This is a genomic window from Acrocarpospora macrocephala, from assembly GCF_009687865.1.
Lineage (GTDB): Bacteria > Actinomycetota > Actinomycetes > Streptosporangiales > Streptosporangiaceae > Acrocarpospora > Acrocarpospora macrocephala.
The window spans coordinates 155,351-172,980 of the sequence record NZ_BLAE01000033.1 but is presented as its reverse complement, the minus strand read 5'-3'; the positions used below and the strand labels follow the sequence as shown (position 1 = coordinate 172,980).

General features: G+C 71.9%; 13 protein-coding genes. 2 read left to right on the top strand and 11 right to left on the bottom strand.

Features of this window, described 5'->3' with window-relative positions:
- The first annotated feature begins 50 nt into the window (after positions 1–50).
- Positions 51–926: a bile acid:sodium symporter family protein gene (locus tag Amac_RS27190; RefSeq protein WP_155357247.1), complete on the top strand. Its 876-nt coding sequence runs from the start codon at positions 51–53 to the stop codon at positions 924–926.
- A gap of 11 nt (positions 927–937) precedes the next feature.
- Here the strand turns inward: Amac_RS27190 and Amac_RS27185 are convergent, their stop codons facing one another.
- The gene (locus Amac_RS27185; RefSeq protein ID WP_218041300.1) at positions 938–4,120 is read right to left on the bottom strand and encodes an ATP-binding protein; all 3,183 of its coding nucleotides are present in this window, start codon (positions 4,118–4,120) and stop codon (positions 938–940) included.
- A gap of 268 nt (positions 4,121–4,388) precedes the next feature.
- Here Amac_RS27185 and Amac_RS27180 point away from each other — a divergent pair, with 268 nt between their 5' ends.
- A complete protein-coding gene (locus tag Amac_RS27180; RefSeq protein WP_155357245.1) occupies positions 4,389–4,820 on the top strand; it encodes a hypothetical protein in 432 nt (143 codons plus the stop codon).
- Between the two features lie 50 nt (positions 4,821–4,870).
- On the opposite strand, the gene folD is transcribed toward Amac_RS27180, so the two are convergent.
- The 10 genes from folD to Amac_RS27130 form a co-directional block, all read right to left on the bottom strand.
- Positions 4,871–5,707, bottom strand: a complete 837-nt coding sequence (folD, locus tag Amac_RS27175; RefSeq protein WP_155357244.1) for a bifunctional methylenetetrahydrofolate dehydrogenase/methenyltetrahydrofolate cyclohydrolase FolD — start codon at positions 5,705–5,707, stop codon at positions 4,871–4,873.
- Positions 5,704–6,696 (bottom strand): carbohydrate kinase family protein, encoded by a 993-nt coding sequence (locus tag Amac_RS27170; RefSeq protein ID WP_155357243.1) that lies wholly within the window; start codon positions 6,694–6,696, stop codon positions 5,704–5,706. Before Amac_RS27170 ends, folD begins: the two co-directional genes overlap by 4 nt.
- 21 nt (positions 6,697–6,717) lie before the next feature.
- A complete protein-coding gene (gene purU, locus Amac_RS27165) occupies positions 6,718–7,623 on the bottom strand; it encodes a formyltetrahydrofolate deformylase (protein WP_155357242.1) in 906 nt (301 codons plus the stop codon).
- 7 nt (positions 7,624–7,630) lie between these two features.
- Positions 7,631–8,854: a methionine adenosyltransferase gene (gene metK, locus Amac_RS27160; RefSeq protein ID WP_155357241.1), complete on the bottom strand. Its 1,224-nt coding sequence runs from the start codon at positions 8,852–8,854 to the stop codon at positions 7,631–7,633.
- The gene (locus Amac_RS27155) at positions 8,851–9,909 is read right to left on the bottom strand and encodes a uroporphyrinogen decarboxylase/cobalamine-independent methonine synthase family protein (RefSeq protein WP_155357240.1); all 1,059 of its coding nucleotides are present in this window, start codon (positions 9,907–9,909) and stop codon (positions 8,851–8,853) included. The genes metK and Amac_RS27155 overlap by 4 nt, the downstream gene beginning before the upstream one ends.
- 3 nt (positions 9,910–9,912) lie before the next feature.
- A complete protein-coding gene (locus tag Amac_RS27150; protein ID WP_155357239.1) occupies positions 9,913–11,391 on the bottom strand; it encodes a hypothetical protein in 1,479 nt (492 codons plus the stop codon).
- A complete protein-coding gene (locus Amac_RS27145; protein WP_155357238.1) occupies positions 11,391–12,326 on the bottom strand; it encodes a methylenetetrahydrofolate reductase in 936 nt (311 codons plus the stop codon). Before Amac_RS27145 ends, Amac_RS27150 begins: the two co-directional genes overlap by 1 nt.
- The gene (locus Amac_RS27140) at positions 12,323–12,868 is read right to left on the bottom strand and encodes a methylenetetrahydrofolate reductase C-terminal domain-containing protein (protein WP_155357237.1); all 546 of its coding nucleotides are present in this window, start codon (positions 12,866–12,868) and stop codon (positions 12,323–12,325) included. Before Amac_RS27140 ends, Amac_RS27145 begins: the two co-directional genes overlap by 4 nt.
- Positions 12,869–13,094: 226 nt before the next feature.
- A complete protein-coding gene (locus Amac_RS27135; RefSeq protein ID WP_155357236.1) occupies positions 13,095–14,381 on the bottom strand; it encodes a hypothetical protein in 1,287 nt (428 codons plus the stop codon).
- Between the two features lie 5 nt (positions 14,382–14,386).
- Positions 14,387–17,614, bottom strand: a complete 3,228-nt coding sequence (locus Amac_RS27130; RefSeq protein WP_155357235.1) for a hypothetical protein — start codon at positions 17,612–17,614, stop codon at positions 14,387–14,389.
- Between the last annotated feature and the right edge of the window lie 16 nt (positions 17,615–17,630).

The window sequence follows — 17,630 nt, the reverse complement described above, 5'->3', positions numbered from 1 at the left end:
CAGCCTGCGACTCTCCCTACAGGCTGTCAGGATGCCCGAGAATGTCCGCCATGGATTCCCCATTGGTCCTGGCCAGTCTGCCTTTCGCCCTCGGCATCGTCATGCTCGGCCTGGGTCTCGGCCTGACCCTGGACGACTTCCGGCGGGTGGGCCAGTATCCGAAGGCGGCCGTGGTCGCGCTGCTGTGCCAGGTCGTGCTGCTGCCGGCGATCTGCTTCGGCCTGGTGCTCGCCTTCCGGCTCCCACCGGAGCTGGCGGTCGGGATGATGGTGGTCGCGGCGTCGCCCGGTGGCCCCACGGCCAACCTGTTCAGCCACCTGTTCGGCGGGAACGTCGCGCTGAACATCACGCTCACCGCGGTCAACTCGGTGCTGGTCGTGGTCACCCTGCCGATCGTGGTGAACCTCTCGGCCGGGTACTTCCTCCCCGGTGGGGCCGCCCTCGGGCTGCAGGTCGACAAGTTGCAGCAGGTCTTCGTGATGGTGCTCGGGCCGGTCGCGATCGGAATGCTCGTGCGCGCGCTGGCGCCGCAGCTGGCGCGGCGGCTCAACCTGCCCGTCCGGGTGCTGTCCGTCGTGGTCCTGCTCACGGTCATCTCCGCCGTCCTGTACGGGGAGCGGGAGAACCTCGTCGGCTATTTCGTCTCGGTCGGGCTGGCCGTGCTGGCCTTCAACATCGTGAGCCTGCTGATCGGCTACGGCGTGCCGCGGCTGGCCGGCGTCGACCACCGCGCGGCCACCGCGGCCGGGTTTGAGATCGGCATCCACAACACCGCGCTCGCCATCACGATCGCCCTGAGCCCGGCGCTGTTGAACAGCGCCGAGATGGCCATCCCGGGTGCGGTGTACGGCATTGTCATGTTCTTCACGGCGGCCGGGTTCGGGTGGTTGATCACCCGTCGAACTCGAATGAGCTCGCCCCGGTGACTGCCCGGCGATCAAAGCTCGGCGAGGAACTTTTCGGCGCGGCGGGCGAAGAGGTGGGATTCGCGTTCGCTGGACCGGTCGCGGGCCTTCTCGGCAGCGGCTCGTACGACGTCGGCGGGTTCGCCGCGGGCGTGGAGCAGGCGCGCCCGCAGCAGCAGGACAAGTCCTTCGGCGTAGCGCTGGCCGTAGGCGTCGAGGGCCTGGTCCGCCCGGTCGAGGGCGAGGCCCGCCTGGTCCGGCATCCCGGCGGCCAGCCACATCTCGGCGAGCAGTCCGTGGTGGTACGCGACGCCCCACCGCGGCGGGTCGACCAGCGTCCCGGCCAGGAGCTGTTCGGCCTCCGCCGCGATACCGGCCGGATCGTCGCCGGTGAGGGCGCGGGCCCAGTACCAGTTCAGCCGGATGTAGTGCTCCTGCTGGACGGCGGTCCGGCCGGTGCCCACGGCCGTCCACCGCTGGATCGTGCGCAGCACCCAGCCCGCGTCACCGGCCATCGACGCGATGATGGTGATGTAGTAGGCCCAGGTCGCGACCGCGTACGGGTCGTCGGGGCCGTTCCACTTGTCGATCATGGTCCCCGCCGTCTCGGCGTCACCGTGCAGTGCCGTCAGGACGGCCAGCCAGCCTGGCCACTCACCCGAGACGTCCCGCCGGATCGGGGTCTCGCTGTGCGAGGAGACGACCCCGTCGAGAAGGGCGGGGTTGTTGCCGCTGAACAACCGGTATGCCGCGCCGATGTTGCCGATGTCCCACTGGTGCAGGCCCCAGGCTTGCCGGCCGTACACGCGGACGACCAGATCGGAGGACGCTTCCCCTTGCTCGTACAGCCGGCGGACCAGCCGGACGCGATCCCACTCCAGGAAGGTGTAGGCGCCGAACAGGCGGGCGAAGAGGAGGCCGGCGGCCTCGACCTCCTGGCCGAGCTGGCGGGCCAGGAGTTCCGCGCGCTCCAGCAGATCGAACGTCGTGCCGCCGAACCCGGCTTGCCGTCGCGGGGCGATGGCGAGGAGGGAGAGGGCGGAGAGCTCGAGTTCCGGGAGCCCGGCGGTCCGCGCGACCTGGGCGGCCGATTGCAGGTGCCGGTCGGCGGCGGCGAACGCGAGCTTGGTCGCCGCGCGACGACCGGCGCGCTTCAGCGCCTCCGCGGTACGAACCGGGTCGGCGAGGGGCTTGGCGGCCCACAGGTGGAAGGCGAGGCGTTCGGTGACGGACTCGTCGTCCGCCTGGCTTTCTTCGAGCGCGTCCGCGACCCGCAGGTGCAGCCGGATGGCCCGCCACTGCTCCGTTGTCTCCGTGACCGATTCGCGGACCAGGTCGTGCGCGAATCGCCACGAGAACGGGTCCTCCGGCCCCATTTCGAGCAGGCCGAGCGCGCGCAGCGGTTCGAGGCGTTCGAGGCAGTCGGCGACGTCGACGCCGGCGGCGCGGGCGAGCAGGCCGAGGTCGACGTCGCGGCCGATCAGCGCGGCGACCCGGAGCAGGTCGCGAGCGCTGTCGTCGAGGCCCGCCATCCGATCGCGGACGACGTCTCGCACGGTGGACGGCACCCCGGCCCGGGCCGACGCGTCGCCGTCGCCGAGCGCGCCGCGGTCGCTGAGAAGCCGCGACAGTTCGCGGACGAAGAAGGGATTGCCGGCGGTGCGAACGTGGATGTTGCGGGCGATGTCCGCGCTCGGTTCGTGGCCGGTCTCGCGGCGGATGAGTTCGGCCACCTCGGTCAGGTTGAGCGAGCCGAGCCGGATCCTGCGGTGGCTGGGCAACCGGCTGGCGGCGGCCAGTACCCGCGAAAGGTCGGAGCTGGGTGTGGGTGCGCGGTCGCGAAGGGCGCTGATGATCGCGGTGCCGGCGGGGAGCCGGCCCGTCAGGTGGCCGAACAGCTGGAGCGAGGCGGCATCGATCCATTGAAGATCGTCCATAACCAGCAGCATCGGCCGTTCTGCCGAGGCCTGGCCGATAACGGTGACGACCTGCTCGAACAGGCGGAACTGGGCGCGGCCGCCGGAAATTGTGGCGTCATCGTCTCGAGATTCGAGGAGGCGGCCGAGTTCGCTGGCCAGCCACGTCTCGCGCGCCGGCGCGGGCAGGCTGTCGAGGACGATGGTGAGCGCCTGCTCCCACGGCCACATCGATGGTGTTCCGTCGCCTTCCAGACAGGAAGCCCAGACGACGAGCGCGCCACGCCGATCCGCGGTGGCGGCGGCCTCTTCCAGCAGGCGCGTCTTCCCCGCACCCGGTTCGCCTTCGACGATGCCGAGCCCGGTGCGGCCGGTGAGCGCCGCCTCGATGGTCTGCCGCAGCACGCCGAGTTCCTCGCCCCGGCCGACCAGCCCGGCTGCTGGTGCGCGGTCACCCGCACTCTCGGTGCTCGTCACCACCGGCGGCCTCGGGGTCTGCGTCAACACGCGCAGGTGCGCGGCTTGCAGCGCCGGGCCGGGGTCGATGCCGAGCTCCTCGGCGAGGCGGTCACGGACCGCGTGGAACGCCGACAGCGCCTCCGCCTGCCGTCCGGCGGCGCCGAGGGCGGTGATGAGGCCGGCGTGTACGGGTTCGTGGAACAGCGCCATCGACGCGGCCAGCTGCAACGGCGGGATCACCCGCTCTGGTCGGTGTAGCGACACCGCCAGTTCGGCCGCTGCCGCGCAGGCGGCGTGGAACTCGTCGTCGAGGGCGGCCAGGATCGGCATCGCGGCCGATCCATAGGAAAGCCCGTCCCCCGCGGGGCCCTGCCAGAGGCCGAGCGCTTTGACGTAGTGGTCAAGCGCCGCGTCGCGAGCGTGCTGGGCGAGGGCGGCCCGGGCGGCTTCGAGGAGTTCCCGGAACGTGAGGAGGTCCAGCGTGGCGGGGCCGGCGCTGAACACGTACGCGTCGCCGCGGCGGTGCAGGTATGTGCCGGCCGCCCGGGCGGGGACCGCGGGCTCGAGCACCCGCCGCAACGCCCCGACGTACTTGTGGATGATGTTGAGCGCGCTGGCGGGGGCGTCATCGGCCCAGATCAGGTCGATCAATTCTCTCGTGCTGACCGGACGGCCCACGCGCGCCAGGAGCAGGGCCAGCAGCTGCGCCTGCTGCCGGGGGCCGGCGTCCAGTTCGACGCCATCGCGCCACAGCCGCAACGGACCGAGGACCTGCAGGCGCAGCGAGCCGTCCGGCGGACCTTCGCCGTCGGGCCGAACGGGATGGGCTGGCCCGGTCACGTCTGTCGACTCCTGGATGGCCATTGCAGATTCGTCCGCTTGGGACCCGTATCGGACCGCCGCGTGAACAGAGTGTACTGGTCCCGGATTGGTCGTAGAAGGGCCGCCGATCGAGGCTGAGGGCGTGTGACGTCCCTGTCACATGAAAGAGCCAAGTATCGATCTCGATCAGGCGTGTCACGCTTCGGAGTGACATGATCACGATACGTTGCCGATGTTCGGGTTCGCCGGGGTCGCGGACCCTCGGTTCACGACATTCGGGAGAGTAATGATCGAGATCTTGAAGTCCGGCGTGGTCGCGGGGATGGCGGTGCTGGGGCTGGCCGGTGCGCCCGGCGTCGCGCTGGCCGACGGCGGGCCGGCCGCGCAAGACAGGCCGGGCCTGGCCGTCGTGCCTAACGCTCAGGCGTCGGCCAAGGTGGCCGCCGACGGCACGCTGTTGCAGTCCAAGGGCATCAAGTCCCTCACCAAGCCCGCGGCTGGCGTGTACTGCGTGAGGTTCCTGGACCCGTTGCTGAAGGTGGACGAGCTCACGCCGGTGGCCACGCTGGTGGCCACCGGTTCTACGCCTTGGGGCATCGTGATGGCGCGCACCACGCCGAGCGTGGAGTGCGGCAACCGCGCCGACACCCTGTCCGTCTACACCGGCACCGCCGCGGTCGGCCGGTCTGACCTGCCGTTCTACCTGGTCATTCCCTGATCTGTCTGGACGCCGCAGGCCCGGCCGCGCCCGCGCGGCCGGGCGTGGCGTCATCGTCCGGCGGTACGGCGGGCGGCCGCGACGGTATTGGCCAGCAGCATCGCGATGGTCATCGGCCCGACGCCGCCCGGGACGGGCGTGATGGCGCCGGCCACCGCGCGGACGGCGTCGAAGTCGACGTCGCCCCGCAGGCCGTCCGGGGTGCGGTGGATGCCGACGTCGACCACGGTCGCGCCGGGTTTCACCGCCTCGGCGGTGATCAGGCCCGGGATGCCGGCCGCGACGATGAGGACGTCCGCTCGCCGGCAGACCGCCGCGAGGTCACGCGTGCGGGAATGGCAGACGGTCACCGTCGCGTGGCGCCGCAGCAGCAGCTGCGCCATGGGCTTGCCGACCAGGTTGGACCGCCCGACGACGACGGCTTCGGCGCCGGCCAGCGCGATCCCGTGGGCGTCGAGGAGCTCCAGGACGCCGAGCGGGGTGCAGGGGCTCAGCCCGGGCCGGCCGAGCGCGAGCCGCCCGGCGTTGGTCTCGGTCAGCCCGTCCACGTCCTTGTCCGGCGGGATCAGCGACACCAGCGCGTCGGCGTCCAGGTGCGGCGGCAGCGGCAGCTGGAGCAGGATGCCGGTGACGCCGGGGTCGTCGCCGAGCGCGCGGATCGCGGCGGCGAGCTCGTCCTGCGTGACGTCCGCGCCGAACCGGCGATGCAGGTCGCGGATGCCCGCCGCCACGCAGCGGCGCCGCTTGTTCCGCACGTAGATCTCGGAGGCGGGGTCGTCCCCGACGAGCACGGTGGCGAGCCCGGGCGCGCGAGCGAGCGTGGCGATGTCGGCGGCGGCCGCCGCGACGACCTTCTCGGCGACGCGCCGCCCGTCCAGAATGGTCATGCGAGCACAGCCCGCAGGTAGGGCCCGATGGCCGCCGCCGAGGCGGGGCCATACGCGTCGGACAATCGTTCCTCCCCGTCCCGCGCGGTGAGCCGCCATTCCTGGCTGCCGACGCTCTCCAGCACGGCCGTTGCGATCAGCGAGGCCAGCTGGGCCGCGTGTTCGACGGGGAGCCCGCTGTCGACCCCGGCGAGGAACCCGGCCCGGAAGGCGTCGCCCACGCCGGTCGGGTCGAGGATCTCTCGGGCCGGTACGGCGTCCACCCGGATCTCGGCGCCATCGCGCCCCATGATGCGCGCGCCCTTGGCGCCGAGCGTGGTGATCCGCAGCCCCACCCGCTCGGTGATCTCGCGTTCCGACCAGCCGGTACGGCGGACGAGCAGCTCCCACTCGTACTCGTTCGTGAACAGGTACGCCGCCCCCTCCACCAGCGCCCGGCAGTCGTCGCGGTCCAGGCGGGGCAGCTGCTGCGACGGATCCGCGGCGACCGCCACGCCGAGCCGGTGGGCCTGCGCGGTGTGGGCCAGCATGGCCTCCGGCGCGCTGGCCCCGACGAGCACCAGGGCGACCCCGCGGGAGGCGAGGATCGGCGCCAGGTCGATGGAGCCGGAGGCGGCCATCGCGCCCGGATAGAACGAGGCGATCTGGCACTGGTCGTCGTCGGTCGTGCAGGTGAACCGCGGGGTGTGCGCGCCGCCGACGGTCAGCACGCCGCCGCAGTCGACGCCGTGCCGTTCCAGCCAGGAGCGGTAGTCGGCGAAGTCCGCGCCCACGGCCCCCACGAGCACCGGGCGCTTGCCCAGGACGCCCAGGGAGAAGGCGATGTTGGCGGCGACGCCGCCGCGCCGGATCTCCAGGTCGTCGACGAGGAAGCTCAGCGAGAGCCGGTCGAGCTGCTCGGCGATGAGGTGGTCTCGGAACCGGCCGGGGAAGTGCATGAGGTGGTCGGTCGCGATCGAACCGGTGACCGCGATGGGGCCGATGGCCATGGCTGATCCTCCTGGAGGCGGTCAGAAGACGATGGTGGTGGACCCGTCGACGAACACGCGGTCGGCGCAGTGCCAGTCGACCGCCCGGGCGAGCACGGCCCTCTCGATGTCGGCGCCGCGGCGGACCAGGTCGCCCACGCCGGCCCGGTGCGACACGCGGACGACGTCCTGCTCGATGATCGGGCCCTCGTCCAGGTCCTCCGTGGCGTAGTGGGCCGTCGCGCCGATGAGCTTGACCCCGCGCTGCTTGGCCCGCTCGTACGGGCTGGCGCCGGCGAACGCCGGCAGGAACGAGTGGTGGATGTTGATCACCGGGACGCCGACCTCGTCGAGGAAGTCCGCGGACAGGATCTGCATGTACCGGGCGAGCACCACCAGATCGACCTTCCCCGCGATCGCGTCGAGCTGGGCCTGCTCGGCTTCCGGCTTCGTCCGCGGCGTGACCGGGATGTGCGTGAACGGCGTGCCGAACCCGGCGACGTCCCGCTCCAGGTCGGGATGGTTGGAGACCACGGTGACGACCTCGATCGGCAGCTCGCCGCGGCGGGCCCGCCACAGCAGGTCGAGCAGGCAGTGGTCGTGCCGGGAGACGAAGATCGCGACCCGGGTGGGCGTCGCCGCCGAGCGCACCCGGAACCTGGCGCGCAGGCGCCGGGCCACCTCGAACTCGAACTGGCGCTCCAGCAGGGGCAGGCGCTCGCTGACGCGGTCCAAGTGGAACTCGGTGCGCAGCATGAACCGCCCGCCCCTGGATCCGGTGGAGAACTGGTCCGACTGGAGGATGTTCGCGCCGTGCCGGTAGAGGAACGCGCTGATGAGGGCCACGATGCCGGGCCCGTCCTGGCAGGAGACGACCAGGCGCCCGATGTCGTCGGAGACGGCGGATCCGGCCGGGGCGAGGGGCTGCTCGGAGACAGTGATCGACATGCCGGGCTCAGACCATCGACGGGGTGGCGTCGGCGGTAAGACCGGCGGCCACCCGCAGCTCGTCGGCGCGGTCGGTGCGCTCCCACGGGAGGTCCACGTCGGTACGGCCGAAGTGGCCGTAGGACGAGGTCGCCTGGTAGATGGGCCGGTGCAGGTCGAGGTAGCTGCGGAACGCGGCGGGACGCAGGTCGAAGCAGTCGGTGACCAGGTTGTCGATCAGGGCGGGGTCCACGCGCTCGGTGCCGAAGGTGTCGATCAGCAGGGAGACTGGCCTGGCCACCCCGATCGCGTAGGCGACCTGCACCTCGGCACGCCGCGCGAGACCGGCGGCGACGACGTTCTTGGCGACGTACCGGGCGGCGTACGCGGCGGAGCGGTCCACCTTGGACGGATCCTTGCCGGAGAACGCGCCCCCGCCGTGGCGGGCGAAACCGCCGTACGTGTCGATGATGATCTTGCGTCCGGTCAGGCCGGCGTCGCCCACCGGTCCGCCGATGACGAACCGGCCGGTCGGGTTGACCAGGAGGCTTCGGTGCAGCTCGCCGGCGTCGTACAGATCGGCGGGCAGGACGGGCACGACGACGTGGTGCCACATGTCCTCGCGGATCCGGTCGGCCGTGGCGTCCTCGGCGTGCTGGGTCGAGATGAGGACCCGCTCGATCCCGACGGGGAGGCCGTCGCGGTAGCGGATCGTCACCTGCGTCTTGCCGTCCGGCCGGAGGTAGCCGACCGCCCGCGTGGTGCGGGTGTGCGCCAGGCGGTGGGCCAGGCGGTGGGCGAGCGTGATCGGCATCGGCATGAGCTCGGGCGTGTCGTCGCAGGCGTAGCCGAACATCATGCCCTGGTCGCCGGCGCCCACCCGGTCGAACGCGTCGTCGGACAGGCCTTCGCGGTGCTCGTGGGCCCGGTCGACGCCCTGGGCGATGTCCGGGGACTGCCGGTCCAGCGCGACCAGCACCGCGCAGTGATTGCCGTCAAACCCGTAGGCGCCGTCGTCGTAGCCGATGCGGTTGACCGTGTCGCGGACGATGCGCGCGTAGTCGAGCTGCCTCGGTGTGGTGATCTCACCGGCGAGCACGACCATGCCGGTGGTGACCAGGGTCTCGCAGGCCACCCGCGACAGCGGGTCGGCCTCCAGCGCGGCGTCCAGCACCGCGTCGGAGATCGCGTCGGCGACCTTGTCCGGGTGACCCTCGGTCACCGACTCTGAGGTGAAGAGGAAATCCTTCATGACGTGGCTCCTTCGGAGTGGGTGATCGGTGGCAGCTCGTCCCGGACGATCCGCGCCCCGCGGGCCATCGCGGCCAGCTTCGCCCGGGCGATCGCGCCGGTCACATTGCGCAGCCCGCAGTCGGGGTTGATCATCAGCCGGTCGGCCGGGATGTGCCGCAGGGCGCGGCGGATGCGGGTCGCGACGAGGTCGGGCGACTCCACGTGGTCGGTCTTCACGTCCACGACGCCCAGCCCCAGGTCGCCTGGCCAGCCGAACTTCTCGATGATGGCCAGGTCGTCGTCGCCCTTGCGGGCGAACTCGAGGACCAGCTGGTCGATGTCGGCGCGCAGGACCTCAGGGAAGAGGAAGTCGTAGTGCCCTTCCCAGGACGGGCGGGCGTACCGGTTGCCGTAGCAGACGTGCAGCGCCCAGGTGACGTCCACCCCGGCGGTGACCACGTTGATCGCGTCCACCGCCAGCCCGGCCTGGTCGGTGTGACCGGCGAGGAACGGCTCGTCGATCTGGAGCAGCTCCGCGCCCAGCTCCGCCAGCGCCCGCGCTTCGGCGTTGAGTACGGCGGCCATCGCCATGACGAAGTCCCGCCGGCCGACCGGACCGAGGTCGTGCGCCCGGCAGGAGAGCGAGAACGGGCCGGTGAACGAGAACTTGATCGGCGCCGCGGTCTGGGCCGAGGTGAACGCGTAGTCCGCGGCCAGGCCCAGCGGCGACGGCCCGGCCGGCTCGGGGAGCGCGGCGACCTTCGCCTCGTAGTAGTCGAAGTAGAAGTCCTTGGCCGTCTCCGGGATCTCGACGCCGGGCATCCGGGCCAGCGTGTAGTCGATGTCGTTGTCCCGGCGCAGCTCGCCGTCGGAGACGATGTCGATCCCGGCGAGCTCCTGGTCGCGCAGGGCGGCCTTGATGGCCATGTCGTGCACGTCCTGCAGCTGGCTGTAGCTCATCCGGCCCCGGAAGTAGTCGGTCTTGAGCCGCTCCAGCCAGTCCGGCACGGGGTAGCTGCCCACTACCGTCGTCGGCAGCACCGGCACGCGGGCGCGGACCGTTCCTCTCGCCATGGTTCAGTCCCTCGCCTGCGCGGTCATCGTGATGATGTTGCCCGCCGACCGGTGCCGGAAGGGCTCGTAGTGCACGTCGAAGCCCTTGCGCCGCCCGACGTGCGCGAGCAGGGGGCCGTTGACCCAGTTCACGACCGACCCGTCGTACTTGCCTGGGCCGCGGAACTGGCTGCGGTAGCCCTCGACGCCGGTGACGAAGAGGTCGTGGCAGATGAGCCGGCCGTACGGGTGGAGCAGCATGAGGCTGTCGGCGAAGCTGGCCACCGCGCCGTTGCTGACGTGCATGCGGACGTCCGCCCCCGACTCGAGCAACGGCCGGAGCGCCTCCCCGGTGAACTGTCCGGTGACGGCGTACTGGTCGAGACCGGCCAGCGGCGCGTACCGCTCCTCCAGGCGCAGCATCGACCAGGCCTGCCGCCAGAACGCGACCGCGGTGTCCACGTCGGGGAAGTGCGCCGGGGCGGCGTCGGTCAGCAGCTGCGGGCCGAGCCGGAGCAGCTTGTGCACCAGGGCGGGGACCTGGTCCGGCGTGGCGGAGACCGAGTCCGCCAGCGTGGCCGCCGCGGGCGCGGGCAGGTAGGCGCGGGTCTCGACGCCGTACGTGCGGCCGCCGATCTGGGCCACCTCGTCGGTCGGCAGGTTGTCGTACACGTTGGACACGTAGACGAGGAACACCTTGTACTTGAGGAAGCCCAGCGAGGTCAGCGGGCGCGTCGCGTCGAGGGTGACGGAGCTGACGCGGCCGGCGTGGTCGGCGACGGTCTCCCCGGCCAGGTCGAGGACGTGCTGGGAGTAGTCGCACATGAGGTAGTGCAGGCGCCGGTAGTAGTCGCCGCCGCGGGCCTGGTCGGCCCGGCGGAACTCGTCGAGGAAGACCTTGGCCTGGTGCCCGTTGCCGACGCCGAGCTCGACGACGACCAGCTCCTCCGGCAGCGCCGCCGAGCTCGCCAGCGAGTCCCAGACGTCGAAGAGGTCGTTGATCACGCCGCGGGCGGAGTCCAGGTTGCGCGCGTCGCTCTCGCCGCCCGGCAGCGCCTGCTCGTAGCCGCGTCCGGACGCCTTCTCCCACAGTTCCAGCGCGGTCCAGTAGAGGGCGTTGAAGGCCCAGACGCAGCCGGCCGAGCCGAGCCCCCAGTCCTCCAGGTAGGCCCGCTCGCCGGACCCGCCCCGCAGGCAGGCGGCGGCCAGGCCGCCCAGCGCGACCTCGCCGCCGCGCCGCACGTCGACGGCGACCTCCAGGTCCTCCTGGCGGATCCCCGCCGGTGTGGGCACGGTTCCCCGGCCCGGGGCGGACAGGATGGGCCTCGCGTCGACGACGTCGCGGAAGTTCTCCCGGTACTGCACCCAGTCGCACACCACCCGCACCCGGGCGAGGTCCCACCCGGAGTCGACCAGCGCCGCGACGACCGGGGCGACCGAGGCCACCAGGTCGACCGGCTTGTCGGCCCGCAACCTCGCGTGCGGCCGGAAATCAATCAACATCACTGTCGCCCTTCCTGGAGAGCCGCGACCGCCGGGCGGATGCCGGCCCGGCGCACGATGTCGGGAACCTCGTCGTCGTGGCCGAAGACCATCAGGTGCACGCCGCGCACGCCGGGAATCTCGACCAGGGCCTGGATCGTCTCGACGCAGGCGTTGAGGCCCTCCTCCGCCACCCGGTGTTCCGGCACCCCGCGCAGGCGGCGCTCCAGCTCCGCGGGCACGTGCACGCCGGGCACCGAGCCGGTCAGGAACGCCAGCATGCGCAGTGACCGGATGGGGCCGACGCCCGCGATCACCGCGCACCGCTCGGTGACGCCCTCCTCGCGCAGCCGGGCTACCCAGCCTGCGAAGGCGGCCACGTCGAAGACGTACTGCGTCTGGACGAATTCGGCGCCCGCGGCGACCTTCTTGGCGAGCCGCCGGGCGCGCAGCGCCGCCGGCGGGGCGAACGGGTTCTCGACCGTGCCGATCAGCCATGAGGGCCGGGTCGCGAGCGGCTTGCCGGATAGCAACGTGCCGTCGTCGCGCAGCGTGCGCGCGGTCCAGACGAGCTGGACGCCGTCGAGGTCGAAGACGGGCTTGGCGTCCGGGTGGTCGCCGAGCGTGGGATGGTCGCCGGTGAGCAGCAGCACGTTGCGGATGCCGAGGGCCGCGGCCCCGATCAGGTCCGACTGCAGCGCGATGCGGTTGCGGTCCCGGCAGGTCAGCTGCATGACCGGGTCGACGCCGGCGCGCTGGACGAGGACGCTGCCGGCCAGGCTCGACATGCGGACGCTGGCGCCCTGGTTGTCGGTCACGTTCGCGGCGTCCACCCAGCCGCGCAGCGCGGCGGCCTTGCGGGCGATCGCGTCCGGATCGGCGTCGCGCGGCGGCCCGATCTCGGCCGTCACCACGAACCGGTCCGACGCGAGCGCGGCCCGCAGCCCGCCGCTCATCGGCCCGCCCGCGCGGAGCCGGCCGCTATGGCCGGGCGCGGGTCGGCGCCGGTGAACGCGACCGCGAGGCCCTCGTCGCGGCCCTGCCAGTAGTTCACCCACGAGCTCCGCGACCACTGCCGGTTGTCGACCGGCCGCTGGAGGAGGTCGAGGTCAGCGCCGTGGCCCGCGCTCTCCGCCCGGTCCCAGGCCGTGACCCACACGCACCGCAGCGTGCGGTCGACCTCGCAGGCGCCGTCCGGCGAGACGCCGCCGCATGGCCCGTTGCGCAGCTGCTTGGGGCAGGTCATCGGGCACGCGTAGCCGGTCACCGGCAGCGCGCACTGACCGCACATCCGGCAGCCGAACAGCCGCTCCTTGGTGACCCGCTCGCCCGTGGTGAACCACCGGTAGAGCCTCGGATGGCGCTCGAGGAACGCGGCCAGCCACCGGTAGGCCGGGTTGGAGGCGAGGACCGCGTGCAGCGCGTACGCGAGGGACGCCGGGATCTGCGGCCGGAAGGGCCGCCCCGCGCCCTGATCTCGAGCCTGTTCCACGGCCATTTGCACTCCTCACGCCGGTATGCCCACAAAGGTCGCAGGGCCGTGGTGAGCGCGTCTTCGGGTGGTGCCGCAACATTCCGGCCATCGTCTTTGTGTCCCGCCACAAGACCGCTGCGGACCTTCGCCACGCTCCGGCTACGGGCGTCAGCGGCATAGCGGACTACGCCCGGGCGCACCGGATGCGGACCGCCCGCCGGTTCGCCGACAAGCACCTGCCCGGTGAGTGCTACGCCGGCTTGGTGGTCGCCGCCTCCCAGATGACCGCGGCCAGCTCGGGGTGGACGAGGTTGGAGTGCCCGCCCTGGACGGAGAAACTACTGCTGACGATCACCGCGCTGCCGTCGACGTTGTAGCGGCGGCCGGGTTCCAGCCGGTAGCGCAACTGACCCGGCCGGACGACCAGGTCGAGGGGCGCGTCCGTCAGGCCCGCCAGCCCGTACGTGCCGATCGCGCCGTAGTGGGGGAGACGTTTGGCCCGGCGGTTCAGATGGACGTCCCGGGTGAGCGTGGCGGCCATGCGGTAGAACCAGCCGAGCGCCCGGTCGTGGGCCGAGCGGGTGACGACCATCGGCCCGGACACCAGATTCGCGGCGATGACGGGATGGAAATAGCCCGATCGTTCGGTGTCGGGGATGCGGCGGGCGAACGACCAGTGGGACAGGGCGCCCTGGAGCAGAGCCAGCGAATGGGCGGGCCTGGCCAGCGGCTGGCCGCCGGGAGGTCCTTGCAGGGCGGCGGACATGACGATCCCGCCGAAGCTGTGCCCGGCCAGGTGGAAGCGGACCTGGTGTGATTCGTCCGCCGCCTGCAGGGTCTTCAGCAGGGTGTGGACGCCGAGCCCGCCGACGTCCAGGGCCCGGCGTTTCATCTTCCAGAAGCTCGTCACCCAGAGCGGGGACAGCGCCGACCGCAACGGCTCGTCGCCGACGGCGTCGCGCCAGGTGCGCTTGTAATCGGCGAAGATCCGGCCGGCGTCGAAGTCGCCGCGGTCGTCGCCGGGCAGGGCGCCGACCTGGTCCTTGCGCAGGCCGGATTTCTCGTCGATGCGGTGTAACCGATCCTCGTTCTGAGCCGACAGCGTGTCGGGATCGGGGTTCGCCTGGGCGTCCTCGAGCAACGGGCCCAGGTCGTCGGCGGCCGACCGGTCGCCGATGAGGTCGGTGAAGAAGGCCACCTTCTGGTCGAGCGACACGAGTGTGCGGGGGTTCTCCCAGGGCGCGCTCGGCCAGTGGACGCCCAGCAGGAGCGGGCGGAATCCGGGGCGCCGCGCCTGGATCTCGGCCTGGCGGACGTGGGCATAGTCGGCCATGGCGCGAATCCAGTCGCCGTACAGGGCCTGGGCCTGGGCGTGGTCGTTCAGCCAGCCGTGGCTGAGAATGAACACGTCGGTGATCGGTTTCGTGGTGCGCTGGAGGGCCGCGATCACGTTTCCCAGCAGGCCGTGCTCGTCGCGCAGCACGCCGTGCCGGTCGAAGGAGAACAGCGTCAACCGGCCGGATTCATCTGGTTCCATGTCTGTTATCCCAGCCCGTAGAGTTCGAACGCGGCGACCGTATTGAGGCGTACGATTTCGTCTTCCATCCGGGTTCCGTCTGCTTTGAGGAAACGGCGGCGGGCGGCGTTGACCGCACGCGCGCGCAGGTTCGCCCGGGTGGCGTCGCCCGGTTCCTGCCGGAGGGCGAGGTACTGGGCCACCACCTCGTTGGCGAAGGCGATCGCCTGCGGTGCGATCACCGGCCAGCGGCAGGCCAGCACGGCCCGGGCCCGGTGCAGCGCGAGCCGTACGCACAGTCCTTCGACGTCCTGGTCCTCGGTCTGGGTGAGCCTGCCGACCGAGCAGCTGACCAGGATCAGCAGGTTGACCGCGCGCCAGTCGCAGCCGTCGCCCTGCCAGAGCCCGTCGGAGAGTTCGATCCCGGCCCCGTCCGCGCTGCCGTGCCCGCACACGGTGACGGTCTGGAATCCCTGGTACGCCTCCAGCGCGGCCCGCATCGAACCGGCGGCGCCCACGGGTGCTTCCGCGGCGTTGAGGCAGGTCATGGGATCGGCGGCAGACCGGCGGGCCAGCCAGCGCTGGCCGTGGTGCAGCCATTTCGCGTAGCTCGCCGCGTCTTCGGCGTCGAGGGACGGTTCGAAGTAGGAAAGGGCCAGGATGCGGTCGGCGGTGGTTTCGAAGCTCTCCTCCAGCTGCCCTTGCATGATCGTCATCAGGACCGACAGGGAGATCCGGGTGGAGCGGACGCGGGTGTGGAGCGCCGCTCCGCCGTGGAGCGGGTAGTGGGCGATCGGGACGGACTGGAGTGAGTCCTCCAGCTGGAACACGAGATCGTCGTCAGCGCGGAGCCGGTCGGTGAGCTGGTCCAATGACCAGATCTCCGCCACGTCGGCCAGATAGGAACGGGTGACGTCGTCGATCTCGTCCAGCGCCGCCCGCGCTGAGGCGAAGCGGGTTTCCCGGTAGCGGGTGACGATCGCCGCGAGCCTGCCGAGCTCGGTCCGCGTCGCGTTCAGCCAGTCCCGCTCGGTGAACGGGGAGGCGCCGGTCAGGAGGGTGTGCAGGCGGCTGCCGAGCTGCTCGTCCGCCGCGATCGTCGACTTCGGCCCGTCGAGTTCGGCCAGGACGGGGGTGATCCCGGTCAGCCAGTCCGCCGCGGCTCCATCGGCCGCCGCCGCGCGGTCCAGGGCGGCTGTCATGGTGCCGAGCGCTTCCGCCAGGACCTCGATGAGCATCTCGGCGGGGCTCAGCACGCGGCCTTCCACCTCCAGGCGCAGCGGAGTCGCGGCCATGAGAAGGCGCATATCGTGGCGGAAGGACGCCCACCGCAACCGCCACAGGTCCCCAGGCGCTCCGGTCCCGGCCGCGACCACGCGTACACCGTCGTCACCATCGCGACGCCGTAACGCCGCCCACACCAGGGCCTGGTCGGCGCGGAAGCCCGCCCGCACCAGCAGCCCGTTCGCGCCCAGCGTCGCGGCGAGCACGGACTCCGTCACCCCGCCGCGGACGATCGACTCGGCCTCGCGTAGCCACCCCTCGGCGGCCGGATCTCCCGCGCGCACGGCCGGATCCGGCGGGGCGGGAGCGGGCCGGGCCGCCCGCCAGCGCAGCAGGCGGAACATGTCCTCCTCCCGGCACGCGGCCGGGTCGGGCAGGTGGGTGCCGAGATCGGCCGGTTCGGCCGCGGCGAGCGGCCAGCGGTCTTCGGGCGCGTCCGCGCGCGGGATGGGTTCGATGGAGGCGATGAGGAACCCTTCGAACAGCAGGCGCTGACCCAGTTCCGCGTCCCACAGCTGGGCCTGGAGGGCATGGGCCTCGTCGGCGGGGGACAGCGGGCCCTGGCCGCTCCACCGGTCTCCGACCTGGAGGACCTCCCGGCGCAGCCGCTCCACATACCTGATGAACTCGCGCCGGTCGGCCAGCTGCATCTCCGTCATCACCAGGCTGTGGCGCAGGTAGAGGACACCCTGCTCGCAGAACCTCCAGGCGAGGTCGGGCCGCGCGAGCGAGGCCGCCTCCAGCCAGCGGACCAGGAGCGGGATCACGTGCACGACGCCGGGATCGCCCGCGCTGGGGACCCGCCAGAAGTTCTCGTACCCGCGCAGGAACCACTCGGCGATCAGGGTCGCGGGATCGGGATGGCCGATCCTGGTCAGGTCGTCGACGAGGGAGAAGAGGTAGGCCGCGCGCGTGTCCACCTGGGCTTGGGCGAGGCGATGCTCGAGCTTCGGGCCGAAACGTCCGGGGTCGTCCAGGTCGGCGAGCCGCAGGCCGCTGTCGGCCTCGATCAGGGCCAGGGCGTCGTCGAACCGTCCTGCGCCGGACAGGACGCCGCCCCAGATCCGCCAGGTCGTGGGGCCGATGTCCTCCGGGTGGTCCGCGCAGAAGGTGCGCCATTTGCGGCCCAGTTCGCGGGGGTCCTGATAGTCGGCGGGTTCGACGCCGACGTACCACTCCAGGAGTGCGAGGGCCCGCTCCTCCGCGTCGGCTTCCGCGAGGAGCGCGGCCAGTCCGGCCAGGGCGATGAGGCCCGTGATGGGCGAGCCCAGGCTGCCGAGCCAAGGTTGGAGTTTGGCGGCGAGCCGTTCGGGTGACTCGTAGTCGGCGGACCGCAGGTCGAGGTAGCGCTCCAGGGCGGTGACCCCGGCCGAGCCCACCCCGAGCCCGTCCAGGCTCATGCCCACCACGTTGAAATACATCAGGGCCGCGTCGGGCGAGAGCCCGCTGAGGCGGGCGATCAGCTTCGCCTCGAAGTCCGCGGTCCGGTCGGCCGCCGCCGGGTCGAGGTTCAGGTCGGCGCCGAGCAGGGCGGAGCTCTCCGATTCCCGGCTGAGCACCCCCAGGCTGCCGAAGAGCGTGCAGACGAGGGACGCCCGCAGGTCGGCCGCCATGGGGTTCAGCCGGAGGTGGAGTTTCCGGGTGAGCCCCGCCGGGTCGGCGTAGTCGCCCCGCTCCAGCCCCAGGAACGCTTCGACGACATGCAGCGCTTCTCTCGTGCGGCGGCGCATCCCGAGCGCGCCCGACAGCATGAGCACGTAGGTGGTGGACAGTTCGTCCGGCAGGCCGTCCAGATACGCCGCCAGCTTCGGGGCGAGACGTTCGGAACCGTAGTCGTCGTCGGTAATTCTTGCCACCGTGGAAAGCCGGGCGAGTGCCTCGTCCGGCTCGTCCGCCATGGCCAGCCGGCCCGCCTTCCTGAGCACGCGCATCATGGTGATCGATCGGGTGAAGGACCGGAGGCCGAGCACGAGTCGATTCCCCTCC

Excerpts from the sequence above, each read along its gene's own strand:
- Amac_RS27155 (WP_155357240.1), bottom strand. The coding sequence starts at position 9,909 with ATGGCGAGAGGAACGGTCCGCGCCCGCGTGCCGGTGCTGCCGACGACG.
- Amac_RS27140 (WP_155357237.1), bottom strand. The coding sequence starts at position 12,868 with ATGGCCGTGGAACAGGCTCGAGATCAGGGCGCGGGGCGGCCCTTCCGG.
- Amac_RS27170 (WP_155357243.1), bottom strand. The coding sequence starts at position 6,696 with ATGGCCATCGGCCCCATCGCGGTCACCGGTTCGATCGCGACCGACCAC.
- metK (WP_155357241.1), bottom strand. The coding sequence starts at position 8,854 with ATGAAGGATTTCCTCTTCACCTCAGAGTCGGTGACCGAGGGTCACCCG.
- Amac_RS27190 (WP_155357247.1), top strand. The coding sequence starts at position 51 with ATGGATTCCCCATTGGTCCTGGCCAGTCTGCCTTTCGCCCTCGGCATC.
- Amac_RS27150 (WP_155357239.1), bottom strand. The coding sequence starts at position 11,391 with ATGTTGATTGATTTCCGGCCGCACGCGAGGTTGCGGGCCGACAAGCCG.
- Amac_RS27180 (WP_155357245.1), top strand. The coding sequence starts at position 4,389 with ATGATCGAGATCTTGAAGTCCGGCGTGGTCGCGGGGATGGCGGTGCTG.
- purU (WP_155357242.1), bottom strand. The coding sequence starts at position 7,623 with ATGTCGATCACTGTCTCCGAGCAGCCCCTCGCCCCGGCCGGATCCGCC.
- Amac_RS27145 (WP_155357238.1), bottom strand. The coding sequence starts at position 12,326 with ATGAGCGGCGGGCTGCGGGCCGCGCTCGCGTCGGACCGGTTCGTGGTG.
- folD (WP_155357244.1), bottom strand. The coding sequence starts at position 5,707 with ATGACCATTCTGGACGGGCGGCGCGTCGCCGAGAAGGTCGTCGCGGCG.
- Amac_RS27135 (WP_155357236.1), bottom strand. The coding sequence starts at position 14,381 with ATGGAACCAGATGAATCCGGCCGGTTGACGCTGTTCTCCTTCGACCGG.